This is a genomic window from Anabaena sp. CCY 0017 (assembly GCF_963920885.1).
Classification (GTDB): domain Bacteria; phylum Cyanobacteriota; class Cyanobacteriia; order Cyanobacteriales; family Nostocaceae; genus Nodularia.
The window spans coordinates 37,041-61,043 of record NZ_CAWUDG010000013.1; the positions used below are offsets into that span (position 1 = coordinate 37,041).

22 protein-coding genes and 1 tRNA gene are annotated in these 24,003 nt (G+C 40.9%); 14 read left to right on the forward strand and 9 right to left on the reverse strand.

Going from position 1 to position 24,003, the window contains the following annotated elements; genetic code table 11:
• Nucleotides 1-5: 5 nt before the first annotated feature.
• Complete coding sequence (locus ACM0OW_RS15955) at nt 6-1,730, reverse strand: ABC transporter ATP-binding protein (RefSeq protein WP_414551148.1); 1,725 nt, start codon at nt 1,728-1,730, stop codon at nt 6-8.
• 102 nt (nt 1,731-1,832) lie between these two features.
• Here ACM0OW_RS15955 and ACM0OW_RS15960 point away from each other — a divergent pair, with 102 nt between their 5' ends.
• Nucleotides 1,833-2,798: an ROK family protein gene (locus ACM0OW_RS15960; RefSeq protein ID WP_414551149.1), complete on the forward strand. Its 966-nt coding sequence runs from the start codon at nt 1,833-1,835 to the stop codon at nt 2,796-2,798.
• Nucleotides 2,799-2,846: 48 nt separating this feature from the next.
• Here the strand turns inward: ACM0OW_RS15960 and ACM0OW_RS15965 are convergent, their stop codons facing one another.
• Complete coding sequence (locus tag ACM0OW_RS15965) at nt 2,847-3,230, reverse strand: toxin-antitoxin system TumE family protein (protein ID WP_414551150.1); 384 nt, start codon at nt 3,228-3,230, stop codon at nt 2,847-2,849.
• Nucleotides 3,220-3,555 carry a hypothetical protein gene (locus ACM0OW_RS15970; RefSeq protein ID WP_414551151.1) on the reverse strand — a complete coding sequence of 112 codons (336 nt, stop codon included), beginning with the start codon at nt 3,553-3,555 and terminating at the stop codon, nt 3,220-3,222. Before ACM0OW_RS15970 ends, ACM0OW_RS15965 begins: the two co-directional genes overlap by 11 nt.
• Nucleotides 3,556-3,815: 260 nt before the next feature.
• On the opposite strand from ACM0OW_RS15970, the gene ACM0OW_RS15975 reads away from it, so the two are divergent.
• Complete coding sequence (locus ACM0OW_RS15975; protein ID WP_414551152.1) at nt 3,816-4,286, forward strand: hypothetical protein; 471 nt, start codon at nt 3,816-3,818, stop codon at nt 4,284-4,286.
• Between the two features lie 132 nt (nt 4,287-4,418).
• Here ACM0OW_RS15975 and ACM0OW_RS15980 read toward each other — a convergent pair whose 3' ends face one another.
• The gene (locus tag ACM0OW_RS15980; protein WP_414551153.1) at nt 4,419-5,357 is read right to left on the reverse strand and encodes a phosphoribulokinase; all 939 of its coding nucleotides are present in this window, start codon (nt 5,355-5,357) and stop codon (nt 4,419-4,421) included.
• 431 nt (nt 5,358-5,788) lie between these two features.
• Here ACM0OW_RS15980 and ACM0OW_RS15985 point away from each other — a divergent pair, with 431 nt between their 5' ends.
• Complete coding sequence (locus tag ACM0OW_RS15985; RefSeq protein ID WP_414551154.1) at nt 5,789-7,375, forward strand: peptide ligase PGM1-related protein; 1,587 nt, start codon at nt 5,789-5,791, stop codon at nt 7,373-7,375.
• Nucleotides 7,376-7,837: 462 nt separating this feature from the next.
• Here the strand turns inward: ACM0OW_RS15985 and ACM0OW_RS15990 are convergent, their stop codons facing one another.
• On the reverse strand, nt 7,838-8,047 hold the full coding sequence (locus ACM0OW_RS15990; protein WP_414551155.1) for a hypothetical protein: 210 nt from the start codon (nt 8,045-8,047) through the stop codon (nt 7,838-7,840).
• A gap of 455 nt (nt 8,048-8,502) precedes the next feature.
• Here ACM0OW_RS15990 and ACM0OW_RS15995 point away from each other — a divergent pair, with 455 nt between their 5' ends.
• From ACM0OW_RS15995 to devC, 7 genes are all read left to right on the forward strand, one after another.
• Nucleotides 8,503-9,570 (forward strand): Rieske 2Fe-2S domain-containing protein, encoded by a 1,068-nt coding sequence (locus tag ACM0OW_RS15995; RefSeq protein ID WP_414551156.1) that lies wholly within the window; start codon nt 8,503-8,505, stop codon nt 9,568-9,570.
• A gap of 56 nt (nt 9,571-9,626) precedes the next feature.
• Nucleotides 9,627-10,661, forward strand: coding sequence for a Rieske 2Fe-2S domain-containing protein (locus tag ACM0OW_RS16000; RefSeq protein WP_414551157.1), 1,035 nt, complete (start codon nt 9,627-9,629; stop codon nt 10,659-10,661).
• A 180-nt stretch (nt 10,662-10,841) separates the two neighbouring features.
• Entirely contained in the window at nt 10,842-11,846 is a 1,005-nt protein-coding gene (hemF, locus tag ACM0OW_RS16005; RefSeq protein ID WP_414551158.1) for an oxygen-dependent coproporphyrinogen oxidase, read from the forward strand.
• A gap of 402 nt (nt 11,847-12,248) precedes the next feature.
• The gene (locus ACM0OW_RS16010; protein WP_414551159.1) at nt 12,249-12,887 is read left to right on the forward strand and encodes a hypothetical protein; all 639 of its coding nucleotides are present in this window, start codon (nt 12,249-12,251) and stop codon (nt 12,885-12,887) included.
• A 160-nt stretch (nt 12,888-13,047) separates the two neighbouring features.
• Nucleotides 13,048-14,451 carry an FAD-binding protein gene (locus ACM0OW_RS16015; protein ID WP_414551160.1) on the forward strand — a complete coding sequence of 468 codons (1,404 nt, stop codon included), beginning with the start codon at nt 13,048-13,050 and terminating at the stop codon, nt 14,449-14,451.
• Nucleotides 14,452-14,556: 105 nt separating this feature from the next.
• Nucleotides 14,557-15,771, forward strand: a complete 1,215-nt coding sequence (locus ACM0OW_RS16020) for an ABC exporter membrane fusion protein (protein WP_414551161.1) — start codon at nt 14,557-14,559, stop codon at nt 15,769-15,771.
• Between the two features lie 81 nt (nt 15,772-15,852).
• The gene (devC, locus tag ACM0OW_RS16025; protein ID WP_414551162.1) at nt 15,853-17,010 is read left to right on the forward strand and encodes an ABC transporter permease DevC; all 1,158 of its coding nucleotides are present in this window, start codon (nt 15,853-15,855) and stop codon (nt 17,008-17,010) included.
• A 105-nt stretch (nt 17,011-17,115) separates the two neighbouring features.
• Here devC and ACM0OW_RS16030 read toward each other — a convergent pair whose 3' ends face one another.
• Both ACM0OW_RS16030 and ACM0OW_RS16035 read right to left on the reverse strand, forming a co-directional pair.
• Nucleotides 17,116-18,426: an efflux RND transporter periplasmic adaptor subunit gene (locus ACM0OW_RS16030; RefSeq protein WP_414551163.1), complete on the reverse strand. Its 1,311-nt coding sequence runs from the start codon at nt 18,424-18,426 to the stop codon at nt 17,116-17,118.
• A gap of 409 nt (nt 18,427-18,835) precedes the next feature.
• Nucleotides 18,836-19,774, reverse strand: coding sequence for a serine hydrolase (locus ACM0OW_RS16035; RefSeq protein WP_414551164.1), 939 nt, complete (start codon nt 19,772-19,774; stop codon nt 18,836-18,838).
• Nucleotides 19,775-19,780: 6 nt separating this feature from the next.
• Between ACM0OW_RS16035 and ACM0OW_RS16040 the strand changes: the two genes are divergently transcribed.
• From ACM0OW_RS16040 to ACM0OW_RS16050, 3 genes are read left to right on the forward strand one after another with little or no spacing between them, the layout of a single operon-like run.
• Nucleotides 19,781-20,503 (forward strand): NlpC/P60 family protein, encoded by a 723-nt coding sequence (locus ACM0OW_RS16040; protein WP_414551165.1) that lies wholly within the window; start codon nt 19,781-19,783, stop codon nt 20,501-20,503.
• A gap of 17 nt (nt 20,504-20,520) precedes the next feature.
• Entirely contained in the window at nt 20,521-21,531 is a 1,011-nt protein-coding gene (locus ACM0OW_RS16045; protein ID WP_414551166.1) for a glycosyltransferase family 2 protein, read from the forward strand.
• Nucleotides 21,532-21,575: 44 nt separating this feature from the next.
• The gene (locus ACM0OW_RS16050; RefSeq protein WP_414551167.1) at nt 21,576-22,811 is read left to right on the forward strand and encodes an MFS transporter; all 1,236 of its coding nucleotides are present in this window, start codon (nt 21,576-21,578) and stop codon (nt 22,809-22,811) included.
• A gap of 112 nt (nt 22,812-22,923) precedes the next feature.
• On the opposite strand, the gene ACM0OW_RS16055 is transcribed toward ACM0OW_RS16050, so the two are convergent.
• A tRNA-Arg gene (locus tag ACM0OW_RS16055) sits at nt 22,924-22,997 on the reverse strand.
• A gap of 36 nt (nt 22,998-23,033) precedes the next feature.
• Between ACM0OW_RS16055 and moaC the strand changes: the two genes are divergently transcribed.
• Nucleotides 23,034-23,549 (forward strand): cyclic pyranopterin monophosphate synthase MoaC, encoded by a 516-nt coding sequence (gene moaC / locus ACM0OW_RS16060; protein ID WP_414551168.1) that lies wholly within the window; start codon nt 23,034-23,036, stop codon nt 23,547-23,549.
• Here the strand turns inward: moaC and ACM0OW_RS16065 are convergent.
• Nucleotides 23,542-23,739 (reverse strand): DUF2795 domain-containing protein, encoded by a 198-nt coding sequence (locus ACM0OW_RS16065; protein ID WP_414551169.1) that lies wholly within the window; start codon nt 23,737-23,739, stop codon nt 23,542-23,544. The two genes, moaC and ACM0OW_RS16065, sit on opposite strands and share 8 nt — an antisense overlap.
• Between the last annotated feature and the right edge of the window lie 264 nt (nt 23,740-24,003).

Here is a 24,003-nt window from a genome sequence, read left to right on the forward strand (position 1 = left end):
CAGATTTAACTAAATTGTTGGGCGTAAAATCTTGCGTAGCGTTGCTCAAGGGCTAATAGTTGTTGGTGGGTTCCTGATTCGACTATTTGTCCCCGTTCGAGAACTAATATGCGATCGCATCTTCGGACTGTGCTTAAACGGTGAGCAATAATAAATACTGTGCGATTCTGCATCAGTCTTTCTAAGGCTTCTTGGACTAAGGCTTCTGATTCGGAATCTAAGGCAGATGTGGCTTCGTCTAATATCAGGATTTGCGGGTTGAGAAATACCGCACGGGCGATCGCTATTCTTTGGCGTTGTCCACCAGATAAATTGACTCCTCTCTCACCTACCCAAGTATAATAACCCTCTGGTAATTGGGTAATAAATTGGTGGGCGTTGGCAATTTTAGCGGCTTCTGCAACTGCTTCCATGTCAAAGGAATTTTGTCCGAAAGCAATATTTTGGGCGATTGTCCCGGAAAACATGACGGTTTCTTGGGGAACAATTCCAATTTGTCGCCGCAAACTTTGAAGCTTGACATCCCGAATATCTACACCGTCAATCAAAATTTCACCGGCTTCTGGATCATAAAAGCGGGGAAGCAAATTTACAAAGGTGGTTTTACCAGCACCGGAAGCACCAACTAAGGCGATCGCTTCTCCTGGTAATGCCAATAAACTGATATCTTTTAATACAGGTTCACCGGGTTTGTAGGCAAAGGAAACATGGTGATATTCTACTTTACCTTTAACTGGGGGTAAGGCGATCGCACTGGGCTTTTCTAATACCGTGGGTTGAATAGCCATCAATTCAAAAATCCGGTCAACGGAAGCCTCACCTTGTTTAAACTCGTTGTAGTTATTAGTAGTATGACCAATAGGATCAATTAACAACGCCGCCGCCGTTAAGTAACTAAAAAACTCTCCCACCGTTAAGTTATTTTGGGCAATTTGCCATGCTCCCACTATGACTAAAGAAACTGCACTTAAGGCTTCTAGAAAGCCCACGATGGGTATTTGAATGGCTTTGAGGCGGTCGGCAGAGTATTTGGCTTGAAAACTGCGTTCTGCTTCATTGCTAAATCGAGCAATTTCATAGGTTTCAGCAGCAAAAGCTTGTACTAACCGAATACCGCTAAATACTTCTGTAAGAATTGCCGATAACCCAGAAACACGATTTTGACTTTTGAGGGAATACTTACGTAATCTTTCGCCAAACCAGCCAATTAAAATACCCATCAATGGCGCAACAATGACTGTCGCTAGTGTCAATTGCCAATTCAGGTAAATCATGTAGATGGGAATAGCCAGCAATTGCAAAGCGCAGGGGATAAAGTCGTGAAATCCTTTATTGACCACTTCCCCAATCCGGTCAATATCTTCGGTGAGGCGGTAAGATAAATCACCGGCTTTTGCTGTTTCAAAATAAGTGAGATCCAGTTTTTGCAAATGGGAGTAAACCCGCTTGCGGAGGTCAAAAGCTACCCTTAAAGCAACTTTCGCCATGTACATATCTTGTACAGACTGAAAAAAGCCCCGCACGAGAAAGACTAAAACCAGGATTGCGGCTAATTGAGCGATCGCTACTACATTACCTTCACCAAAGGGAGTTGCCAATCTACCCGCAAGATTAATTAAGGTTAACGTCGCCAGTACATAACCGATAATGCCAATAAATCCCTTGGTAATATTTTGCCAATGGGGTCGGAGATAGGGTGATAATTGCCAGTAATTAGAACGGGTTTTCAAGCTGTAACTTCCACAAAGATATTTTCTATTGTTTGACGCTATCAGCTTTTGCGTAGTTTCAGGATAATTATTTGTTTTTCTTGGGAATGTTTGGAGAAAATTATGACGTTAATTTTAGCGCTGGATTTTGGCGGAACGAAGCTGGCCGCAGCACTGGTAAATTCTGGTTCTAGGGAATGGTTACGTTATGAACGTCGCCTTTCGCCAGATCATGCCAATGCTAACACTGACTTGGAAATTATGCGCGACCTGATTGATTCTTTACTGCAAGGAGAAAAACCTGCTGCAATTGGTGTCAGTTTTGGGGGACCAGTAGACGCTGACACTGGAACTGTGCGACTGTCTCATCATGTAGCTGGTTGGGAAAATATTCCGCTTAAACAGTTGCTAGAGGATGAGTTTAGCGTTCCTGTGGCTGTGGACAATGATGCTAATGTGGCGGCTTTGGGTGAATACCGCTTTGGTGCTGGTGAGGGAAATCACAGTTTGTTTTATATCACTATTAGCACTGGTGTGGGTGGTGGTTGGATACTCAATGGTCAGCCTTGGCGGGGTGTGGGGGGAATGGCTGGTGAAATTGGACATATAGTTGTCGATCCTGCGGGACCTGTGTGTTTGTGTGGGAAGCGGGGTTGTGTGGAAAGGTTGGCTTCGGGGCCTTATATGGCGAGGAATGTTAAGGAATTTTTGGAAAACGAACCGCCAAGTCGCCAAGGACGCGGAGGAAAGATTTTGAGGGGGTTGGTGGGTAATGATTTGGATTTGATTACGGGAAAGGTGGTGAGTGATGCTGCGGCCCAAGGTGATGAGTTAGCGCAGGATGTTTTATTTAAGGGTGCTTGGGCTTTGGGTGTGGGTATTGGGAATGTGGCGAATTTGATTAACCCACAGTTGTTTATTTTGGGTGGAAGTGTAATTAAGGCTGGGGATAATTGGTGGAATGTGGCGCGAAAGGTTTCACGGGAAACGGCTTTACCGGAAGTTGATTTTAAAGTTGTGCCGGCGGCTTTAGGTGATGATGCGCCGCTTTGGGGTGCTGTGGCTTTGGCTGAATCTGTTTTGGATTAGAGAGTTTCAAAGTGTGATTAAGCAATAGCGTCAGCGCTGCGAAGCGCACTATTCTAATATTCTTTCAACCTCTTTAAGTACTTCAACTAAAAAAGGCGCATCTGATTTAATGACATTATCCTCGCTACCATTATGTTTATGATGAGGAAAAGTAGGAAGATTTAATTTTCGGTGATATTCGGTATTGTCATAGCGAAATATTAGATTATTATGTGGATTCATATATTGATAACTATACATTTTTCTATCTATCTGGATTTCAACATAGACAAATTCTCGCAAATGTAGTAATGAGTTATCTTTAAAGCTTATATGTCCTTTAATAAAGCCTTCGTATAACCCTCTTTTTTCATTAGTAATATTAAATAACTGTACTATTTTAGAGGATTCAATCAAAAGTTGAATTTTCTGAAAATAGTCTTCAATTAACAAAATCGACTTCCTCTATAGCTTCTTTTGTCTGTTGTAAATGCGCCAACATTCTAGATTCTCCAATCCATTCATCAAAGTCAAAACTATGAGAGAATTCATCATTATTGAAGCGGCTGATAAATTCCACTGTCGATAATTGATACTGAGTTTCAAATTCCTGAAGGCGTTCTTCTGTTCTTTTAATTCCGGCTTTAACACTTTGTAACCTTTCCGATAAAGCACTTTGAATGATTCTTCTCAGGGAATCTGGATCTTTTGACCTGAGTTTGAGTTCAGCCATCATCTTTTCTTGGTTATGTTGCCGCAGTGGGAGGAAGTCCAGCAAATTCTTAGTTTAGCAAAAATAAACTACTATTACTGCGATCGCGCACTCCTTCTGCTGTCGAACCATATCATCCGCGTTTATCGGCGTTTTTTTACCTCTAAACTAATGCACTATATTTAAGCTTGCCACGCCACTACGTGTTTGTAAGCGCAAAGCGCAGGCTACGCCAACAATAATCAAATAGTAGTCCTATAGATGAAGACTTAACCGATTCTGCGTCACAATAATGAATAATTAACCATGTAAAAAGGTTTTTAATCATGTTTACTCGTGGCGCTGGTGGTTGGGATTTAGCTGTATATAACCAAGACAATCAATTAGTGCTTGTTGTCGAGATTAAAAACAAACTCAATACCTCATCAGAATGGGCGGAAAAACTGCGGCGCAATATGTTGGCGCACGGTACTTTCCTAAAAGCGCCTTACTTCTTGATGGTTTTTCCAGATAAATTTTACTTGTGGACTGGTGCGGCTGCACAAGTAGACCAAAGTCAACCCAGTTATGATATAGACGCACGCCCTTTTCTTCAACCCTACTTTGAACAAGCAGGAGTATCTGCTAATTACATCACAGGTCAAAGTCTGGAATTAATTGTTGCATCCTGGCTGAGTAAAATTATTAATTCTGAGAAACTTACCGAAGAAATTGATGATTCTCAAATATGGCTGATTGAATCAGGACTATATACTGCTGTAGCTGGAGGTCATTTCGGTCAAGAGGCTGCTGCGTGAATATTTATTAGGACTTACGCAATAGCTCTCTCAAACCCTCTTTCCTTTGTGTTCTTTGCGTCCTTTGTGGTTCGTTTTTTCATGATTTTGCGTAAGTCCTGATTAAATCACAATTACAGTTGTAAGAGGATATCACTGATACATTTGCGTTGCTTTCAACATATGGTAGGTAATAATCAACTGCGTCAGCGCTAAAGGATAACTTTGCAATGTTTCTCCAGTTGTGCCGGCAATTTTGCCTAATTCTGGATTACTTTCGCGATCGCACACATTTAGTAAGTAAGGCATATCTGAACATAAAATATGCTCTAACTTATTCACCTGTTCCAAAGTCGCGTGACCATCAACTTCCAACACATCCACCGGTTTACTCATATCCCTGTCTAATCCTAAGCGAACTGCTGACTCAGAATTACCGTTAGTTAAATTCAAAATTGAAGTAAAATCAGGATGAGGGATTGTTGGTCGCAATACCAACCGCACATTTAAATGTCCGTTATTGTCCTCGTCTTCTTCATTGGCGGGATAAAAACTTACCACTATATCCGACCATTGACGCTGGGGACGAATATAATTTGCTGAGTCTGGTTCACGCTTTTCTAGTTCTGCCAATACTTGCTCGGCAGTGTAACCTCGTTTTTGGGTGTCCCGCTTTACTTTCCACTCAGCACGTAATTCTTCGGGAGGTGCAAGATAAACTTTTACGTCGTAAGCCTCACGGGCTGCACGGGTAGAATAACCAAGTAAACCCTCTATTATAACAAATTTATTAGGTTTGATGTATTTGGGAGCCTCAAATTTTCCAGTTGAGTGACTGTAAACAGGTTTGAGAATGGGCTGTCCTGTGCGTAGCAGCGATAAATGCTGCTGCATGATATCTAAATGGTTACAATCAGGATGAAGGGCAGTGATACCCATTTCTGCACGTTGTTGACGGTCATAACTGTGATAATCATCAGTACAGATGAGCGTCACATTTTCTGGCCCTAGTACCTGAGCAATTCCCCTAGTCAGTGTTGTTTTGCCTGCTGCACTATCACCAACAATCCCTAAAATTATTGGACGAACCATTGCTACCCCTCCCGATATGAACAATAAGTACAGAAATAAACTTTTCAGATAATGTTTTTTATTTTAGGGGGGAATTGACCAACTGACTCAAACCCAACTGGGTAAGCAACATCTCTATACATACAATTTATTTATGTCTATTTATTTACAAAGAATTGGAAAAATCTCTTTGCCTTTAAATAAGTCCTAAATCGGTCAAATATGTGAAATATAGCCATTCAATTTGATGCGCGATCGCTCCCTTAGCGTAGCTATAATTACTTGGGTAGGGAGACTACAGAAAACAGAAAAATTTACAAATAATTGGGTGAATATAACGTCCCACTACGTTAACAGCAGTCAAAGAAGTGTTGCATATTAGCGCTATGTGACTGGCTTTGGTATATACCAGATAGTAAAGCCGGATTGGGGATCAATACAGGGGAGGGATTATGGTGATGGTGAATATTTCCGAATTAGACAAAATTGATAAGTTTCGCCATCTTCAGTTAACTTTATGCGATCGCTGGCCGACCATTGAGCTATTTGACTATGGTGAGGCGGATATTTTAATTATTCCCTCCCTCAGCATCGACCAGCATGAACTGCATAAAATCGAAGGTTGTGAGCATTATGAGGAAAGATTATTATTCTCTTTAATGCGTTTGCGAAACCCCCGGACTCGGTTGATTTACGTCACATCAATGCCTCTACATCCGAGTGTTATTGATTACTATTTGCAACTGTTGCCGGGCATTCCTTTTTCCCATGCGCGGAATCGCTTGCTGTTACTCTCAGCTTATGACTCTTCCCTTAGACCCCTAACTGCCAAGATTTTAGAACGTCCTCGGCTACTAGAGCGCATCCGCCAAGCCTTGAGACTAGAAAAATCATTTATGACTTGCTACAATTCCACATTTTTAGAAGCCGAATTATCTCTAGAATTAAATGTGCCATTGTATGCTGTTGCGCCAAACTTACAAATTTGGGGGACAAAAAGCGGTAGTCGCCAAATCTTTATGGAAAGTGGAGTTCCCCTTCCAGATGGCAGCGAAAAGGTGTGTAATCAGGAAGATTTGGCAGAAGCTGCGGCTAATTTATGGGAACGCCAACCGACATTACAAAGAATAGTTGTGAAACTCAATGAAGGTATTTCTGGAGAAGGAAATGCACTGCTAGATTTGAGACCAATTATGGATTTAGCACCGGGAAAAGTATCTCATAGCCAAACGGTTGCAGCAATTAGCGATCGCTTCCCCACCATGCGCTTTCAATCCACACACGAGACTTGGGGAAATTTTGCCAACCGAATTACAGAATTAGGTGCGATCGCCGAAGCATTTGTAGAAGGAGAAATTAAGCGATCGCCTAGTGTCCAAGGACGCATCACACCCACAGGTGAAGTCGAAATTGTCTCCACCCATGACCAAATTCTCGGCGGTCCAGATGGACAAATTTATCTTGGTTGTAGATTTCCGGCTGATTCCCGCTATCGGCTGCAATTACAGCACTGGGGTTTACAAGTCGGCAAAAAACTCTCTGAAAAAGGTGCAGTTGAAAGATTTGGCGTAGATTTCATCACCGTAGACAAAGGAAATGGCGAGTGGGACATTCATGCGATTGAAATTAACTTGCGTAAAGGTGGTACTACTCATCCTTTCATGACCCTGAAATTGTTAACAAATGGACGCTACGACCTTTCCACCGGGTTATTTTACAGTCAACAAGGGCGACCAAAATACTATATAGCCACCGACAACCTGCAAAAAGACCGATATCGGGGATTATTACCCAACGATTTAATGGATATTATCGCCCATCACCGACTGCACTTTGATAGCGGTACAGAAACTGGCACAGTTTTTCATCTCATGGGTTGTCTTTCCCAGTTCGGTAAGTTGGGATTAACCAGCATTGGCGATTCCCCACAACAAGCCGAAGACATTTATAACAAAGTAGTGAAAGTTCTGGATGAAGAAACCCGTAAAGAAAACACAGATTTTCCCTTGTTCTCAGATTACACCTTCCCTCTAGCCTGAGATGGATATAGCTAGCGCGACCGCAAGGCGAAAGTCAAAAGTTTACCCTGCGCTTAGTCGTAAAGCCTACGGCATAGCTGCGCTTACCACGTAGTGTCTCGCAGAGAAGGGTCAAAAGTCAAAAAGCTTATTTTATAGGCTTTTCAATGATTGCAAACGCTTCTTCTGTTTACTAATACTCCATACCCGATAATTAATACCCAAACGCTGGAATTTCCTAAAAGTTCGGTCTAGTTACAAAAAACTGGCCGGACTTTTTTTGCCTAACTGTAATTTAAACAGTGGCTAGATAGGGTTTTCAACCATAGTTGTCACCCCATTAGCTACAAAATGAGTCAAAAAATCTCAGAAATTTCTAGCATACATATAGACTTGCTTTCATGACCTCTAGACCTAGTGAAACTACACAGCCCAATCACAAGCAGAATTTGAGGTGCAGGTTATTGAATCAACTTTCTTGAATCATGCTGACTTATCACTCTTTTTAATTGTGGACGGGGATGAGGTTTTGTGAGAATTTGGCAGTTCAATCTGATTTTTAGCTAACCAGTCTTCAATAAGTTCAGCCGAAACGTCAGACATATTCAGTCCCTTAAAAAAGCAAATCGTTTTAAACCTGTCTTTGATGTCAGGGGGTAAGTAAACCCGAATCGAAGTTTCTCCTTGTGCCACACTATACTCCAGCTAATAAACTTATTCACTAGTTTATTGGTGTAATGGTTCATCGGGGAAAAATATTAACTAGTTGACTAATGCACCAATGCATTGGTATAGTATCACCTATACCCAAAGAAAGAGAAGTAACTCTCTCCAAGGGGTGACACAAAACAAAGGCAATGGAAGCCAGAAAGTGTCAAATAGTGAAAACACATATCAAAAGAGCAACAGCAGCTAAATTTGTCTAAATTTGGCTAGTTTTTCCTGCAATAAACACTTTAGATAAAAACAAACCGAAATGATTGTTGTTCCACAAAGCACACAAAATACTGGAAAAAAATTTGAGCGCTAAAGCACTCACGACAAGCCAAAAGTTCGGTTAGATTTTGCAAGAACTTCAGAAACTCCGTCTTCTTCAACCGCGATTTAGTATAAATCAACACTTTTGTTAAAGGGTTAGGAAATTAGGGATGCTAAAAAACTTCTGGTACGCTTGTGAATTTAGTTCAGCTATTACTAAAAAGCCAAAGCAAATTGTGATGTTAAATCAGAAGTTTGTCCTCTATCGCAATTCTCAAGGACAAATAGTTGCATTGAAAGACCAATGTTCTCATCGCGGTGCAGCATTATCTATGGGTTGGCTAGAAAATAACTGTATTCGTTGTCCCTATCATGGATGGAAATTTCAAGCTGATGGAAAATGTGTGCAAATCCCTTCTAATCAAGTGGGTATACCCATTCCGAAAAGAGCTAATATAACCAGCTACCCAGTACAAGAGAAATATGGTTTTATCTGGCTATTTTATGGAGATTTGCCCGCAGGAGAACGACCACCTATTCCGCCTTTCCCAGAATATGAAGACCCCAAAATGCATCCTATTTATGTAGAATATGGAATGCAAACTAATTACACTCGTGTGATAGAGAATGCTCTTGATCCTGCCCATCTTTATGCAGTTCATGCTAGTTCTTTTGGTGCAGGATTTGCACAAGACCCCAGAGTGGAAGACTATGTAGTTAAAGATGAAAATTGGGGCATAAGTACGAAAATTGTCTATAAGAATTATACTCAACCTAAAAATGGCATTTTCAAATCTTTTTTTCGTCCCAAGCAGACACAATTGAATGCCACAACTACCTTTTATTTACCGAACATAACTAAAATTGAAAGTGATTTTGGTCGGGGCAAAATTATCAACTATGCTATTCATCTGCCTGTGGATGAGAACACAACCATTAGTAAACGAATTCAACTGCGTAATTTCTTTACCTATTCTTGGGCAGATAGATTATTCATCAAGTTTCATCATAAAGTTGGGTTAGAAGATAAAGTAGTAACTGAGTCTCAACTTCCTCAACTAATTCCTGATAATTTATTAACTGAAGTTCATGTTCCTGCTGATGCTTTGACTCTGGCTTATCGTCAGCTTCGCCAAAAGTATTTAGCTAGGGGATGGGGTTTGAATTCTCATCAATATAAACTAGATAATTATTATCAACATAAATCAGAATCTACTTGCACTTCATTGATGAATTAGATTTTATTTGTTTTCGGCTTTTATCTAAACATATCTAAAAAGGATGGGAGACAAATATGTTAAAAAATTTTTGGTATGCTTGTGAATTTAGTTCGGCAATTACCAACAAGCCAAAGCAAGTTTTAATGTTCAACCAAAGATTTGTGCTTTATCGCAACTCTCAAGGACAAATAATAGCTTTGAATGATCAGTGTCCCCATCGTGGTGCTGCTTTTTCTCTGGGTTGGATTGAAAAAGATTGTCTTCGTTGTCCCTATCATGGATGGAAATTTCAAGCTGATGGGCAATGTGTTGAAATCCCTTCCAATGCACCGGAAACACCTATTCCTAAAAAAGCTCGTGTTGATAGCTACCCAGTTCAAGAAAAATATGGTTTTGTCTGGCTATTTTATGGAGACTTACCAGAATCCGAACGTCCTCCTTTACCTACTTTTCCCGAATACATGGTTTCGACTATGCGTCCTGTGTACGATGATGGTATAGATAATGCTAACTATGCTCGTCTCATGGAAGCTAATCTTGATTTCACCCATGTGATTGCAGTCCATAAAAAATCTTTTGGTCAGAGAATACCCATCGATACAACTATTAAATACCAAGTTGATAAGTATGATTGGGGTGCAGTTGCTAAAGTTAATTATGAATCTTTAGGTAACTCGAAAAGTTTCTTGAACTTTTTACTCGGTGGACGACCAGAATTGAAAACCAAATTGACTTTATATCTACCTAATGTTACTCTGGCAGAAATTAGTGTTGGTCGCGGTAACAGATTTGATATCAAGTTTGGCATTTTAGTTGCTCACCTACCGATTGATGAGAATAGAACTCGTGTCAAACGCGTTTTATATCGCAATGTTTTACCCTTTCCTTGGTTAGATGGTTTCTTTAGAAAAATTGACCACAAACTAGCCCAAGAAGACACCGTAGTAGTTTCAACTTTAAACTCTCAATCAATGCCGCAAATATCAGAGGAGCTTCATGTTGCGGCTGATGCTTTAGATATTACTTTTCGTCAGTTTCTGCAAAAGTCTCAGGCTGAATTTTCTGCATCTAGCCAGGAGAAAACAAAGCAAACTGTTGATGTGAAGTAATGCTTTGAAGTGACAGCAGAAAAGAGATTAGGAACCACAGATAAGAAGAATTTGTTTTGGGTGCTGGCTTATAGGTTGGAAATTGAAGTTTTATGTTGATTTCAGTTTTACAGCACTCATGATTTTGGGCAAATGAATACACATATATAGACGTACTTCATCACTAGTGGGGAGATAATTATGAACCATGTCCTCGAAAGATCATTGACACGACAATCATCAATGCGTGGAGTTATTGACAAGTTTTTTAGACAAATGTTTGATAATACTTGCCAAGCGCTAGAAATGTTAGATGGTAAAAAGTTTTCTGAACAGTCTTGGAATCGTGACCACAAGGGACTGTGGACGGTTGGTGAAAGTAGTGAAGACGCTGTATATATTGACCGGGTTCTGCACAATGGTAATGTGTTGGAAAAGGTAGGAGTTAATTATGTAGCCATAGATGGTGAGTTACCTCCGGGAATCACCTTTGAGAACTCAGGCGCTCTCGCTACAAATACAGCAGATAAAATGACTACGAGCAAAGGGAACCGCTTTTTCGCTACAGGTTCTAGCTTTGTCATCCATCCTCATAACCCGATGGCTCCCACGGCTCATGTCAACTATCGCTATTTCGAGATTCGTAATGCTAACCAACCTGTGTATTGGTGGTTTGGCGGCGGCGCTGATTTAACACCAGCATATCTTTTTGAGGAAGATGCAGTTCATTTCCATCAGGTGCATAAAGATGTTTGTGATCAGTATGGTTCTGCTTATTACCCCCGGTTTAAAAATGCCTGTGATGAATATTTCCACATCCCACATCGTGGCGAACATCGAGGTGTAGGTGGTATTTTCTTTGATAATTTAAATCATGATAATCCCGAAAAGCTGCTGTCATTAGTGACTAATTGTGCTGATGCTTTTCTCCCTGCTTATATGCCCATTTTGGAAAGACGTAAAGATATGTCTTTTACAGAAGCAAATAAGTATTGGCAACATCTGGTGCGTGGGCGATATGTGGAGTTTATTTTATCGTGCGATCGCGGCATTCGTTTTGGTTTAGCCAGTGGTATGGTGAAGCAGCAAAGTGTGTTTAATTGTATGCCTCCTGCTGCTAACTGGGAATACGATGATCAACCTATTGCTGGTAGTAAAGAAGCCATGTTGAAAGAAGTTTTAAGAAATCCTCGTAAGTGGCTATAAAATTTTGTTGATTGCAACTGAGAGATACTTTCATAAAAGCGACGCTGCAATGAGAAAACCCAAATCATTCAACATCAGACAATCAATAGCTAAAACCTTATTCAACACTCGCACCCAAACCCACACACAGCCATTACAGGTAATGTCAAAAAATATCACTTTGAATAAAACAACACAAAATACATATATTACCAGCGAACTAGAAATAGACATTGCATTATCCTTTCTTAATGCTTGTAAATATGTCCTAGCTTGGATAATATGCCTTTGCATCTACTCAAGTATCTAAAACACTATACACCAATCCTTATCAACTTGTAACTAATCAATATTCGCTCTCTAACTTGGCGTTCTTGGCGGCTTGGCGGTTCGTTATTCCATCTTAATAGTATGGACAGAAAAATGAGCATAGAAAAAGAACTGTTTACAGGGAATCTCCGCATGGAAGATGTCATCAATCTAGATGAATCTAAAGCCGTGAATTTGTTTAGGAAGAGATTTCAAAAATATAAAAATCTGGTTGCAGAAAAGGGAGAAGCTGCTGCTTTTGAACAGATGATGGAAAAATATCCTGAACAACAAAAGGCGTTGATGGGTACTTTCATTGATCATAATACCTTAGCCAAAGGTTTCACCCAAGCAGCACCGTTACTGGGATTAATGGGCTTTGTGATGGATGTGGTAGATGTTTCTCAAAATGGCACAGATGCAGCATTAGAAATTCAAAGAATTTGTCCCGTTTTATCTATCGCTAAAGAATACGGTTTTGATAGTCCTTGTCGTGTGTTCTGTGAGATGGAGCAAGAAGCTACTAGAAGAGCTTTTCCGGGAATAAAGGCGGCAATTTTGAGTAAACAAGCTGAGGGTGATTGTGTTTGTGTATTTAAGTATGAAAGGAATGCAGATCATTTGCTGGGGGCTAAGATAGATACTCAAAATAATGTTTCTCAGGTGATATCTCGTGTTTTTAATTTTATGCGATTGATTCCTAGTTTGTTTAAGGTTGGTTTTAAGATGCTGAAAATGCTGGTGTTTAATTAATTTTGGAGAAACGAACCGCCAAGGAGCCAAGAACGCCAAGGGAAGAAGGTATAAGAGGTTTTTCTCGTCGGTGTTATATGTTTATAATGCCCATTCTTTATTCCTCTGTGTACTCTGCGTCTCTGCGGTTCGATTAAAATCTTAATTAAAATATAAAAAAATGAACAACATTATCACTGATTTAAAACAAATTATTTCCGGCGAAGTTAGTAACAAAGAATTAGATTTAGAAGCAGTTTCTCAAGATTTTGGAAACATTGTTAAAAAACAGCCTCAAGTTGTGATTCGTCCACAAAATTCCAGTGATGTGGCTCAAGCAATTAAATATGCTGCTAAACAAGGTTTAACAATTTCTTCACGGGCTGCGGGACATTCTTTAAGTGGTCAATCTTTGAATCAAGATGGCATTCTTTTAGATATGAGGAGTCTTAATAAAATTGATGAGATCCAGCCTAATGAACTTTGGTTTCAAGCTGATCCTGGTGTGACTTGGAAGCAAGGTGTTGACACGGCTTTAACTCATGGTGTAATTCCGCCTGTTCTGACTAATAACTTTGAGGTGACTTTGGGGGGTACTCTCTCTGCGGCTGGTTTGGGTTTGAGTTCTTTTCGTTACGGTTCTCAAGCTGATAATTGTTTGGGTTTGGAAGTTGTCACGGGGACTGGTGATATTGTTTGGTGTACGCCTGAAGAGAATAGCGAACTTTTTTATCATGTGCTATGTGGTTATGGTCAGTTTGGTATTATTACCAAAGTCAAAAATCGCCTGAGAAAATATCGCCCTTACACTCGCAGTTATTTTCTTTGCTATGACGATTTAGATCAGCTTTTACATGATGCACGTCGTCTTGTTTCAGAAGGTCGAATAGATGGTTTAGTATCTTTATTTTCACCCTGCTTCCAAGGAATAAGTAGGAAAGAAGAGCAGATGAAACCGTTAATTCAATGGTTTTATAGGATGCAAATTACTCTGGAAGTTGATTCTGTACATGAGATAAATGATTCTGAATTACTTGCTGATTTAAAATTTTATCGTCATATCCATACAGAAGACTTAACTTTTGAGAAGTTCATTCAACCATTAGGTCAAGTTCCTCATCCTGTAAATACTGCTAATACCTGGATAGATGTACTTTTACCAGGACGTAGGGCAAAGGAATTTATTGATATTGCTCTGCAACGTTTACCATCTTTCGTTGATTTCCGCACCGTACCTGTAGGTTCTTTTTGTCTCAATTCTCGCCATCATAAAATGCCTATGTTTCCTTTACCTGATGATGATTTAATTATCGGTTTGGGAATGTATCCGACTATTCCGAAAGCTCAGGTTCAATCTGTGCTGGAGCAGTTAAATTTACTGACTGATTTGGGTTTGCAAATGGGTGGTAAAAGATATATGGCGACTTGGGCGGATTTTGATTTGCCAAGATGGCGATCGCAATTCGGAAATTACTGGTCTAACGTCAATGATATGAAACGGAAATATGACCCTCGTGGGATTCTGAATCCTGGTTTCTTTAAGTATGAGGAACTTGTAGAAACAGGGGCAAAATATAAAAATTAAGCCTCGGAAAACCCCACCCCTAGCCCCTCCCCGCAAGCGAGGAGGGGGACAGGAATAGAGAAGATTTCATGAATTATTTAAAACTGCTATATAAGGAACTATAGAATGTTGCGAAATTCTAAGGAAATTAGGAAATCGTTTTTGTTTCCGCCTAATTTACGTTGGTTGGTCGCTTTGGGTATTACCTCTGTGATGGCGATGGGAGCAGGTGTAGTTTATATAATTCGTCCTACAACTAATCAAACAACTCCAGTGGTGTCAACACAAGTTAGTCAACCAGTTACGCCCAAAGTGAATGCGCTGGGACGATTGTCACCAGCTGGGGAGGTAATTAGAATTTCGGCTCCTACTGATCCTAGTGGTGGTAGTCGTGTGGCTCAATTGTTGGTTGATGAGGGGAAGCAAGTTCGCGCTGGAGATGTGATTGCTATTTTGGATAATCGCGATCGCCTGCAAGCTAATCTTAAGGAAGCACAGCAACAAGTCGGAGTAGCGACATCACGCCTAAATCAGGTGAAAGCTGGCGCAAAACAAGGTGAAATATCCGCTAGAGAAGCCACTGTGAGAAATCTGCAAGCACAGTTAGATGGTGAAATTCAAACCCAACAAGCGACAAATGCTCGTCTAAAAGCTGAGTTACAAAATGCAGAGATGGAATTTCGCCGCTATGAAAGTCTTTACAAGGAAGGTGCAATTTCTGCTTCAAACCTAGATTCTCGCAGATTAACCGTCAGAACCGCCCAAGAAGAATTAAATGCTGCTCAAGCCAGTTTAGGAAGAATTCAACGTACCCTCACGGCGCAGATTCAAGAAGCTAAAGCGACTTTAGAACAAACATCTGAGGTGCGTCCTACTGATGTAGCTATTGCACAAGCAGAAGTGGATAGTGCGATCGCTACTGTGGAAAAAATGCAAGTTGAAGTTGATACAGCATACATTCGCGCCCCCCAAGCCGGTCAAATTCTGCGAGTTCAAGCACGTCCCGGTGAAACTATTGGTGAGGAGGGAATTGTGGAACTTGGTGAAACTACTCAAATGTATGCGATCGCGGAAATTTATGAAAGTGATATTGGCAAAATTCGCCCTGGTCAAACTGCTAATATTACCAGTCCTAGCAATGCTTTTACGGGTGAATTAAGCGGAATTGTGGATCGCATTGGCTTGAAAGTGGCGAAGAAAGATGTGTTAGATAGTGACCCCACAGCAGCCACAGATGCGAGAGTAATTGAGGCGAAAATTCGTTTAGATGCAGCTTCTAGTCAGCAAGTGGCTAATTTTACTAATCTTCAGGTGAATGTGGAAATAGTCATTAGTGATTAGCCCTTCGGCTACGCTCCCTTCGGCTTACGCTCAGGGCAAGCAGGGTAAATCATTGGTCATTAGTTATTATTAATTATCCTTATGTTTAATCGTAAAATTCCTTTGGCTTGGCGGCAATTAATGAAGCAAAAAGGGCGGTTTATTGTTGCTCTTTGTGGAATTACTTTTGCTGACTTTTTGATGTTAATGCAGTTAGGGTTTCAATCGGCTTTATATGATAGTAATACCCGCTTTCATGAACTTTTACAAGCTGATGTGGTGTTAGTTAGTCGTCAAGCCCAAAATTTGGGACTTCTCAGTAGTTTTCCGCGTCGGCGATTGTTTCAAGCTGCTAATTTATCTGAGGTTGAGTCTGTTAATCCTTTATATGTCCGTTTAGGTGTTTGGAAGAGTCCCCAAACGAAGTTAGACGAATCAATTTTGGTAATCGGTTTTAATCCTGAAAAACCTGCGTTCAATTTGCCGGAAGTTAATCAAAAATTAGAACAGATTAAATATCCTAATACGCTGTTATTTGACCGCAATTCTAGTGGAAAATATGAACAGGCGATCGCACAAATTTCTGAAGGTAAATCTATTACCACAGAATTGCAAGGACGTAAAGTAAAAATTGGCGGTTTGTACGAAGTTGGCGCTTCTTTTGTGGCTAATGGTAGTGTTATTACCAGTGATCAAAACTATTTGCGAATTTTTTCAGGACAGCAACCAGGTCAAGTTAACTTAGGTTTAATTAATCTTAAGCCGGGTAGTGATGAGGATTTAGTAGCCAAAGCTTTGCGGTCTTATCTCAATGATGATGTGCAAGTTTTCACCCGTCAAGAATTTATTGATTTTGAAAAGAAATATTGGCAAGAAAATGGCGCAATTGGTTTTATCTTTTCCTTGGGTGTCGCCATCGGCTTCTTAGTGGGTGTAATTGTTGTTTATCAAATTATTTACAGTGATGTGATGGATCACTTACCTGAATATGCTACACTCAAGGCTATGGGTTATCGTAATAGCTATTTATTATTAGTTGTATTCCAAGAGGCATTAATATTAGCTATTTGCGGTTTTATTCCAGGTGGCTTTGTTTCCTTCGTGATGTATGCTTTTACCCGCAATGTCACCAAGTTACCACTCTTTATGACACCTGACCGGATAATTCTAGTTCTAATTTTAACAATTATAATGTGTCTGATTTCCGGTGCGATCGCTATGCGAAAATTAAACTCAGCAGACCCAGCCGATATTTTCTAACCCAGATTTATTTCTGCCCCCTCTATTAACTCCTGCTCCCTCTCCTTACCTTCGCGTAGCGTCTCCCTTTGGGAGAAGGAGAGGGTTGGGGTGAGGTTTCTTATTTTAAGATTCAGGCACTATCTGCACACCATCTTTGACATTCAACAGTCCTGAAGTAATAATTTGATCTTCAGGTTGCAGTCCTGCCAAAACTTGGTAATGATCATCTTTAGTATTTCCTAACTTTATCGGCTTTTGTCGAGCTATTAGTTGAGAGCCTCCTTGTGGTGACTCTTCAGTTTTAATTACATAAACAAAAGTTTCTCCACCTAAACGAGACACGGCTTTTGTGGGAACTAATACCCCAGAACGCTGATTTAAAATCACTCTAGCCCGCACTAATTGCTCTGGTTGTAACTGATTTTCAGAATTATTAAAAAGTGCTTTTACTAGAACTGATGGCTTCTCATTATTAGTATCAGGAGCAATTAAAGATATTTTACTAGTACTGAGAATTTCTCCTTGGGGATTCAAAACCTCTACAGGCATTCCCTGACGTAATTGGTTGCTTTCTTCGGGTGGAACAGAAATATTCACTTCTAAAGGTTGTTTCTGAGAAACTGTAACCAGTGGCGTAGAAGTATTCACTAAATCACCTACTTTCACCGGAATATTCCCAACTATGCCTCTAAAGGGTGCTGTAATTTTATAGCTGCGAGGCTGGACTTGTTGGTTCCTAATATTGACTTCAGCTTGCTGTACAGCTTTTTCAGCCTGTGAAATGGTGGTTTGCTCTCCTTGAATCTGGGCATTAATTGCACTCAGTTCAGCTTTGGCTGTAGCTACGATGCTGGCATACTCATCCCTAGAACGTCGAGATACGGCTCCTTGCGCTGCTAAACTAGCATACCTTTCATAGTCCTGTTGCTTTAATCGCAAATCAGCAGTTTGAGATTGGCGTGCTGCTTCCAGAGATTGAAGTTTAGCACGGGCATTTTCCCGTTGTACTACAGCAGCCTGTCTAGTAGTATTAATTTCATCAATTGTGGCTTGTCTAGAATCGACTTGGATAATTGCTGTTCCGGCTGTAACTGGGTCTCCTGATTTCAGAAATATTTGGGTAACTTGTCCGGCAATTTTGGATGGTATTTGTACTGAACGCTGAGACTCTAAACTAGCAACAAAGTCTGAACTTTCCTCAACTGTACCAATTTGTACTGGTGATACCTTGACTCTTACCCCTGGAATTTTAATATTATTAACTGGTGCTTGATTTGGAGGGTTTAGAACACGCCAAACTGTAGCCGTTCCACCCCCAATAATTAGTATAAAAGCTAACGATAATCGCAGCCACCGTCGTTGTTTAAAGGGTGACTCGACTGAGGTTTGTGAAAGATTATCTCCAAATTCAGTTTGAGGCTCAGGGGATGTCATAAGAAACCTAAAAACAAATTAATTAATACTAAATCAGGATTTTGTATTTTGCCATGAAAATTATTTATTTACCATGATACTTCCTAAACCATGATGTACTGTCTATCTGAAATATACTGTTTAATAAATTATGCTTAAATCTACCTAAAGATACATGATATAATTTATTTATCATGTAATAGGTTATGGCGAATGTATACTCAATTCTTCTGATTCTTGCTCCCTCTCCTTAGTAATTACCTACGGTGTACACACAAGTCTAAAACCCTTGATTTGGGTCGGGTGCGTTATGGAATTTAGTCCTAACGCACCGAGAATCTAAGATGGTGCGTTGCGCTACGCGACAACACACCCTACTAAACTGATTCTGGCTCCCTCTCCTTACTAAGGAGAGGGTTGGGGTGAGGTTCTATAAGCTACTAATTTCCTTGGCAAATAGCTGAGAAATAAAAGGTAAAATATCCCGGCGTTTAGCGTTGGCTTTACCTTCAGTAAATACGACTAAAATATAGGGACGCTGTTCTGGTAACTCAATATACGCTGCATCATGGCGAACTTGACTTGTCCAACCTGCTTTTGACCAAATTTGAGCATCTTGGCTGAGTCCACTCCCTAAAAAACCTGTTACCTGGTCTTCTTCGATATCAGTGGGCAAATCATCGGGGTTGAGACTACGTTTGAGCAAATTCATCATGGCTTGCGATCGCCCACTAGACACTGCCACCCCACCCACAATACTATGAAGTAACTTGGCGATCGCATTGGTAGTTACCATGTTGCGATTATCGAGCATTTCCCCATAAAATGCCCGTTCCCTGCCATAGGGGCCATCACCCCAAGTTTTTTGACAGACGTTAATTGTCTCCATTTCCTCCCAACCCAAAGACTGGAAATAGCGGTTGACAATGTGACGTTGATATTTCCACGTTTCAAAAGGGCCAACCGGTAACTCTGGGCCGGAAGTCGTACCACTGAGGATATCTACAATTAAACTAGTAGCATCATTGCTAGAATCAACAATCATATCGCCCAAGGCTCTTGACAACTCCTGAGAAGCTGAAGTCATGCCTTTTTCCAACCATTCGTTAACTGCGACCAAATAAAACAGTTTAACTACACTCGCCGGGTAAATCCGTTCAACACCACGATAAGTAAAACCACGGACTATATGGTTCCAAAAAGCGTCAGGAGTCAAAGCCCCACCAGTATTTACAGGTACTGGGGGATCATACACAATCCAAGTTAAAGCGACTTGGTTACGGGCTAAGGTGGGAAATGTTGCCCAAGTAGCCTCTAAAATACCATTACCAAGATTTTCGAGTTGTTCGTCTTTTCTAAAGAAAATCATTGCAGAATGCTCTCTAATCCAGAATCCCAAATCCTAAATTCGACATCGGCAGAATACCACTGTATCGCTGATTTGAATTTATATGATTCTCCTGAATGTACGCGCCTGACTACTCAAGCAGCTTCTGGGCGACATTTGCGAATCACATCAAATCGTCAGGTGTCAGCAGTGGAGGTGTGTTTGTGTGAGGATGACTATCCAGGGTGGGTATCTTTTACCGATTTGGCTATATTACAACCTGCGACTGTACTTTATCAGGCTAAATCATTTTCTGAGTCTGAAATTACAAAACTACTCCCAGATATCATTGCTTTTACCCGAAAAGCGATGCAACAGTCAAATTATTATCTGTGGGGTGGTACAGTCGCGCCAAATTACGACTGTTCGGGGTTAATGCAGGCGGCTTTTGTTTCGGTGGGTGTTTGGCTACCCAGAGATGCTTATCAACAAGAAGCTTTTACTGAAAAAATTCCTATGGCTGAGTTAGCCCCTGGGGATTTAGTGTTTTTTGGCACAACCGAAAAGGCTACTCACGTCGGGCTATATTTGGGCGATGGTTATTACATTCATAGTTCGGGAAAAGATCAGGGACGTAATGGAATTGGAATTGATATTCTCTCGGAACAGGGCGATAGGGTGAGTCAGTCATATTATCAGCAGCTGCGAGGTGCTGGTAGGGTGATGAAGAGTTATAAACCACAGAGACGCTGTTCGCGCAGTGTCTTGTAGAGAGGAAGCTGAGGACGATGAGGAGTGGGTTAATTGGTAGGTTAAATCAGGAAGATGGGGCGATTTCGGTGATTGTTCCCGATGTATCTGTGGTTGTGCCGGTGCGGGATGAGGTGGAAAGCTTACCACTTTTGCTGGAGGCGATCGCATCTAATATCCGCGAAACTAATTTTAGTTATGAAATCATTTGTGTCGATGATGGTTCTACAGATGGTTCGGCTGAATATCTCAAGGAACAAGCGCAAATCCGTACTGATTTAAAAGCTGTACTGCTGCGTCGCAACTACGGACAAAGTGCAGCAATGGCAGCTGGGTTTAAGTATGCTATCGGTAAAGTGATTGTCACCTTAGATGCTGATTTGCAAAATGACCCGGCTGATATTCCCTTGTTATTGGCTAAGTTAGAACAAGGCTATGATTTGGTCAGTGGTTGGCGACATCAACGCCAAGATGCTGTAGTTTCGCGGTTAATTCCTTCTAAAATTGCCAATTGGCTAATTGGGAAGGTGACGGAAGTTAAGTTACATGATTACGGTTGTTCTCTCAAAGCTTATCGGTCGGAAGTCTTAGCAGATATGAATCTCTACGGGGAACTGCACCGATTTTTACCTGCTTTGGCTTATATTGAAGGGGCGCGAATTACCGAAATCCAGGTGCGTCACCATGCGCGGCGTTTTGGTCACAGTAAATATGGCATTTGGCGGACGTTTCGCGTGATGATGGATTTGTTAACTATTTACTTTATGAAGAAGTTCCTCACCCGTCCCATGCACGTTTTTGGGCTATTGGGTTTAGGTTCGATGGTGACAGGTACGCTGATTGGGATTTACTTAACTTTCATCAAATTAGCTTTGGGTGAATCAATTGGCAATCGCCCTTTGCTGATTTTAGCAGTTTTGCTGCTAGTGACTGGGGTACAGTTGTTTTGCTTTGGTCTGTTAGGTGAGTTATTGATGCGTACTTACCATGAATCTCAAGGTCGCCCCATCTATCGGGTGCGGGAAGTAGTAGCCAAAAATGTTAAGTAACGTAACAATGTGATTAACACTCTGCACATAAACTTACATCTATTTTGAAAGTTCTTCACACATTGGACGCTAAACTACGACGTAACCTGCTGGTGTTATTTACAGCAGGTTTATTATTCTGGTCTAGCATTGCCTCATTACTGCCCACCCTACCCCTGTATATCGAAGATATCGGTGCAACCAGTCAACAGATTGGTATTGTTATGGGCAGTTTTGCCATCGGGATGCTGGTGTTTCGCCCTTGGTGTAGCAATTTAGCAGATCGCCGGGGTCGTAAGATTGTTTTGCTAATTGGAATGTCAGCAGCTGCGATCGCACCTCTGGGTTATATCTTCGCCACTTCACTGATGCCATTAATGGTTTTACGTGCCTTTCACGGCATCAGTATTGCCGCTTTTGGTACCGGTTACATAGCATTGGTAGGAGATTTAGCCCCTGCTAAAAATCGTGGTGAAGTTATTGGCTACATGAGTTTGGTAAATCCCGTTGGTGTGGCTATTGGGCCAGCTTTGGGGGGATATTTACAAGCCGCTGCTGGTTACACACCATTATTTATCTTATCTGCGGCTTTGGGTTTGATGGGAATGCTATGCATTATACCTATTGTTAATCCACCTATTCATGATACGCCGCACAGCAGCCCGAACGATAACCAATTTTGGGGACTTTTATTTAGTCCCCGTGTACGGATTCCGGCAATTGTCATGTTATTAATTGGTGTGGCTTTAGGTACTCTGCATACCTTTGTGCCATTATTTATTAAATCAACGAATGTAGATTTGAATCCAGGACTGTTTTACACAGTCGCGGCGATCGCCAGTTTTAATGTCAGGTTATTTATCGGTCGGGCTTCTGATAAATATGGCAGAGGTTTATTTATCACCCTCAGCTTGATTGCCTTTACCTTAGCAATGATTGGTATATGGCAAGCCAACAGCGCCCCTGTATTCTTACTCTCAGCCTTTGTCCAAGGCGCTGCTTCTGGAACAGCAATTCCCATGATGGCCGCAATGATGACCGACCGCGCCCTACCTCATGAACGAGGGCGAATCTTTGGTGTATCTTTAGTGGGATTAGATATTGGTATTGCGATCGCCGGGCCAGTTCTCGGTACTATTGCCGAACAAGTAGGCTACCGCAATATGTTTGGTTATGGTGCTGGTTTAACTTTCCTCGCAATTCTGATATTTCTCACCCAATCCAGCCATAACCTCAACAATTCCCTGCGCTTTGCTTTGGGGCGTGCTGAAGATACTTATGCCTTAAATAATGGCAACTAGCACCGCAGGGCGGAAGTCAAAAGTCAAAAGTCAAAATTTCCGCCGTTCTATACTAGAAAGCAAAAAAGGCAAAATAGAAATATATCTACTTTGCCTTTTTCTTTTTTTAAAACGGGCGAGGAGGGATTCGAACCCCCGACACCGTGGTCCGTAGCCACGTGCTCTAGTCCACTGAGCTACACACCCTTACAAGAATTTTATCTTAACACCACTTTCAAAATAATGCAAGACAATTTTTTATCTAATTCTGCCAAATTATCACACCTTGATCATCAAGGCGAAGCACAGATGGTAGATGTATCGGCGAAAATGCCTACAATCAGAGAAGCAGTAGCTGTAGCTAAGGTGCGAATGTTGCCAGAAACCTTCGCTGCCATTCAAGCAGGCAATGCGCCAAAAGGGGATGTATTAGCAACGGCGAGGTTAGCAGGGATTATGGCAGCTAAACAGACAGCGACATTGATTCCCCTGTGTCATCCCTTACCACTACAAAAAATTACAGTTGAGATTACACCAGATTTCCAACTTCCTGGTTATCAAATTCATGCCACAGTCAAAACTAAAGCTGAAACAGGTGTGGAAATGGAAGCTTTAACAGCCGTCTCTGTGGCAGCTTTGACTTTATACGATATGGCAAAAGCTTTAGAAAAGTCTATTCAAATTGAATCGATTCAACTAGTAAGTAAAACTGGCGGGAAATCAGGCGATTATTTCTCGCCAGTAGCAGAATCTAAATAATTTTGCCTATGGCTTTATTGAGATCAGTTGGAGTTTCGTATTCTTCGTTTTCTGGTAGTTGCTCTAATATTGAAATTACATCCTGGTCAGCACCTTGTTGTTTAGCGTGCTTGATTAAATCGGACTTTCCCGCCGGATAATCAAAACCTTTTAAATGTTTTTGGATTTCTACAGGATTTGCTTTAGTCATTTTTATCCACCTCTAACGCTTATTTACATCTTTACAAGTCAATTTATTAAATCCCTCTATCAAAAAGATGAATGATTCTTCACTCAAATAAATTAAAAGCTCACCCAATTGATAATCCACCATTATTTTATCTTATCGGCGTTTATCGGCGTTTATCTGCGGTTAAATATCCTAATCTAAATCATCTTGAATTATATAAAATTTCTGACTTGAGTAAGTACACAAATGAACACAGATAAGTATGTAATTCATTCACAAATTCCA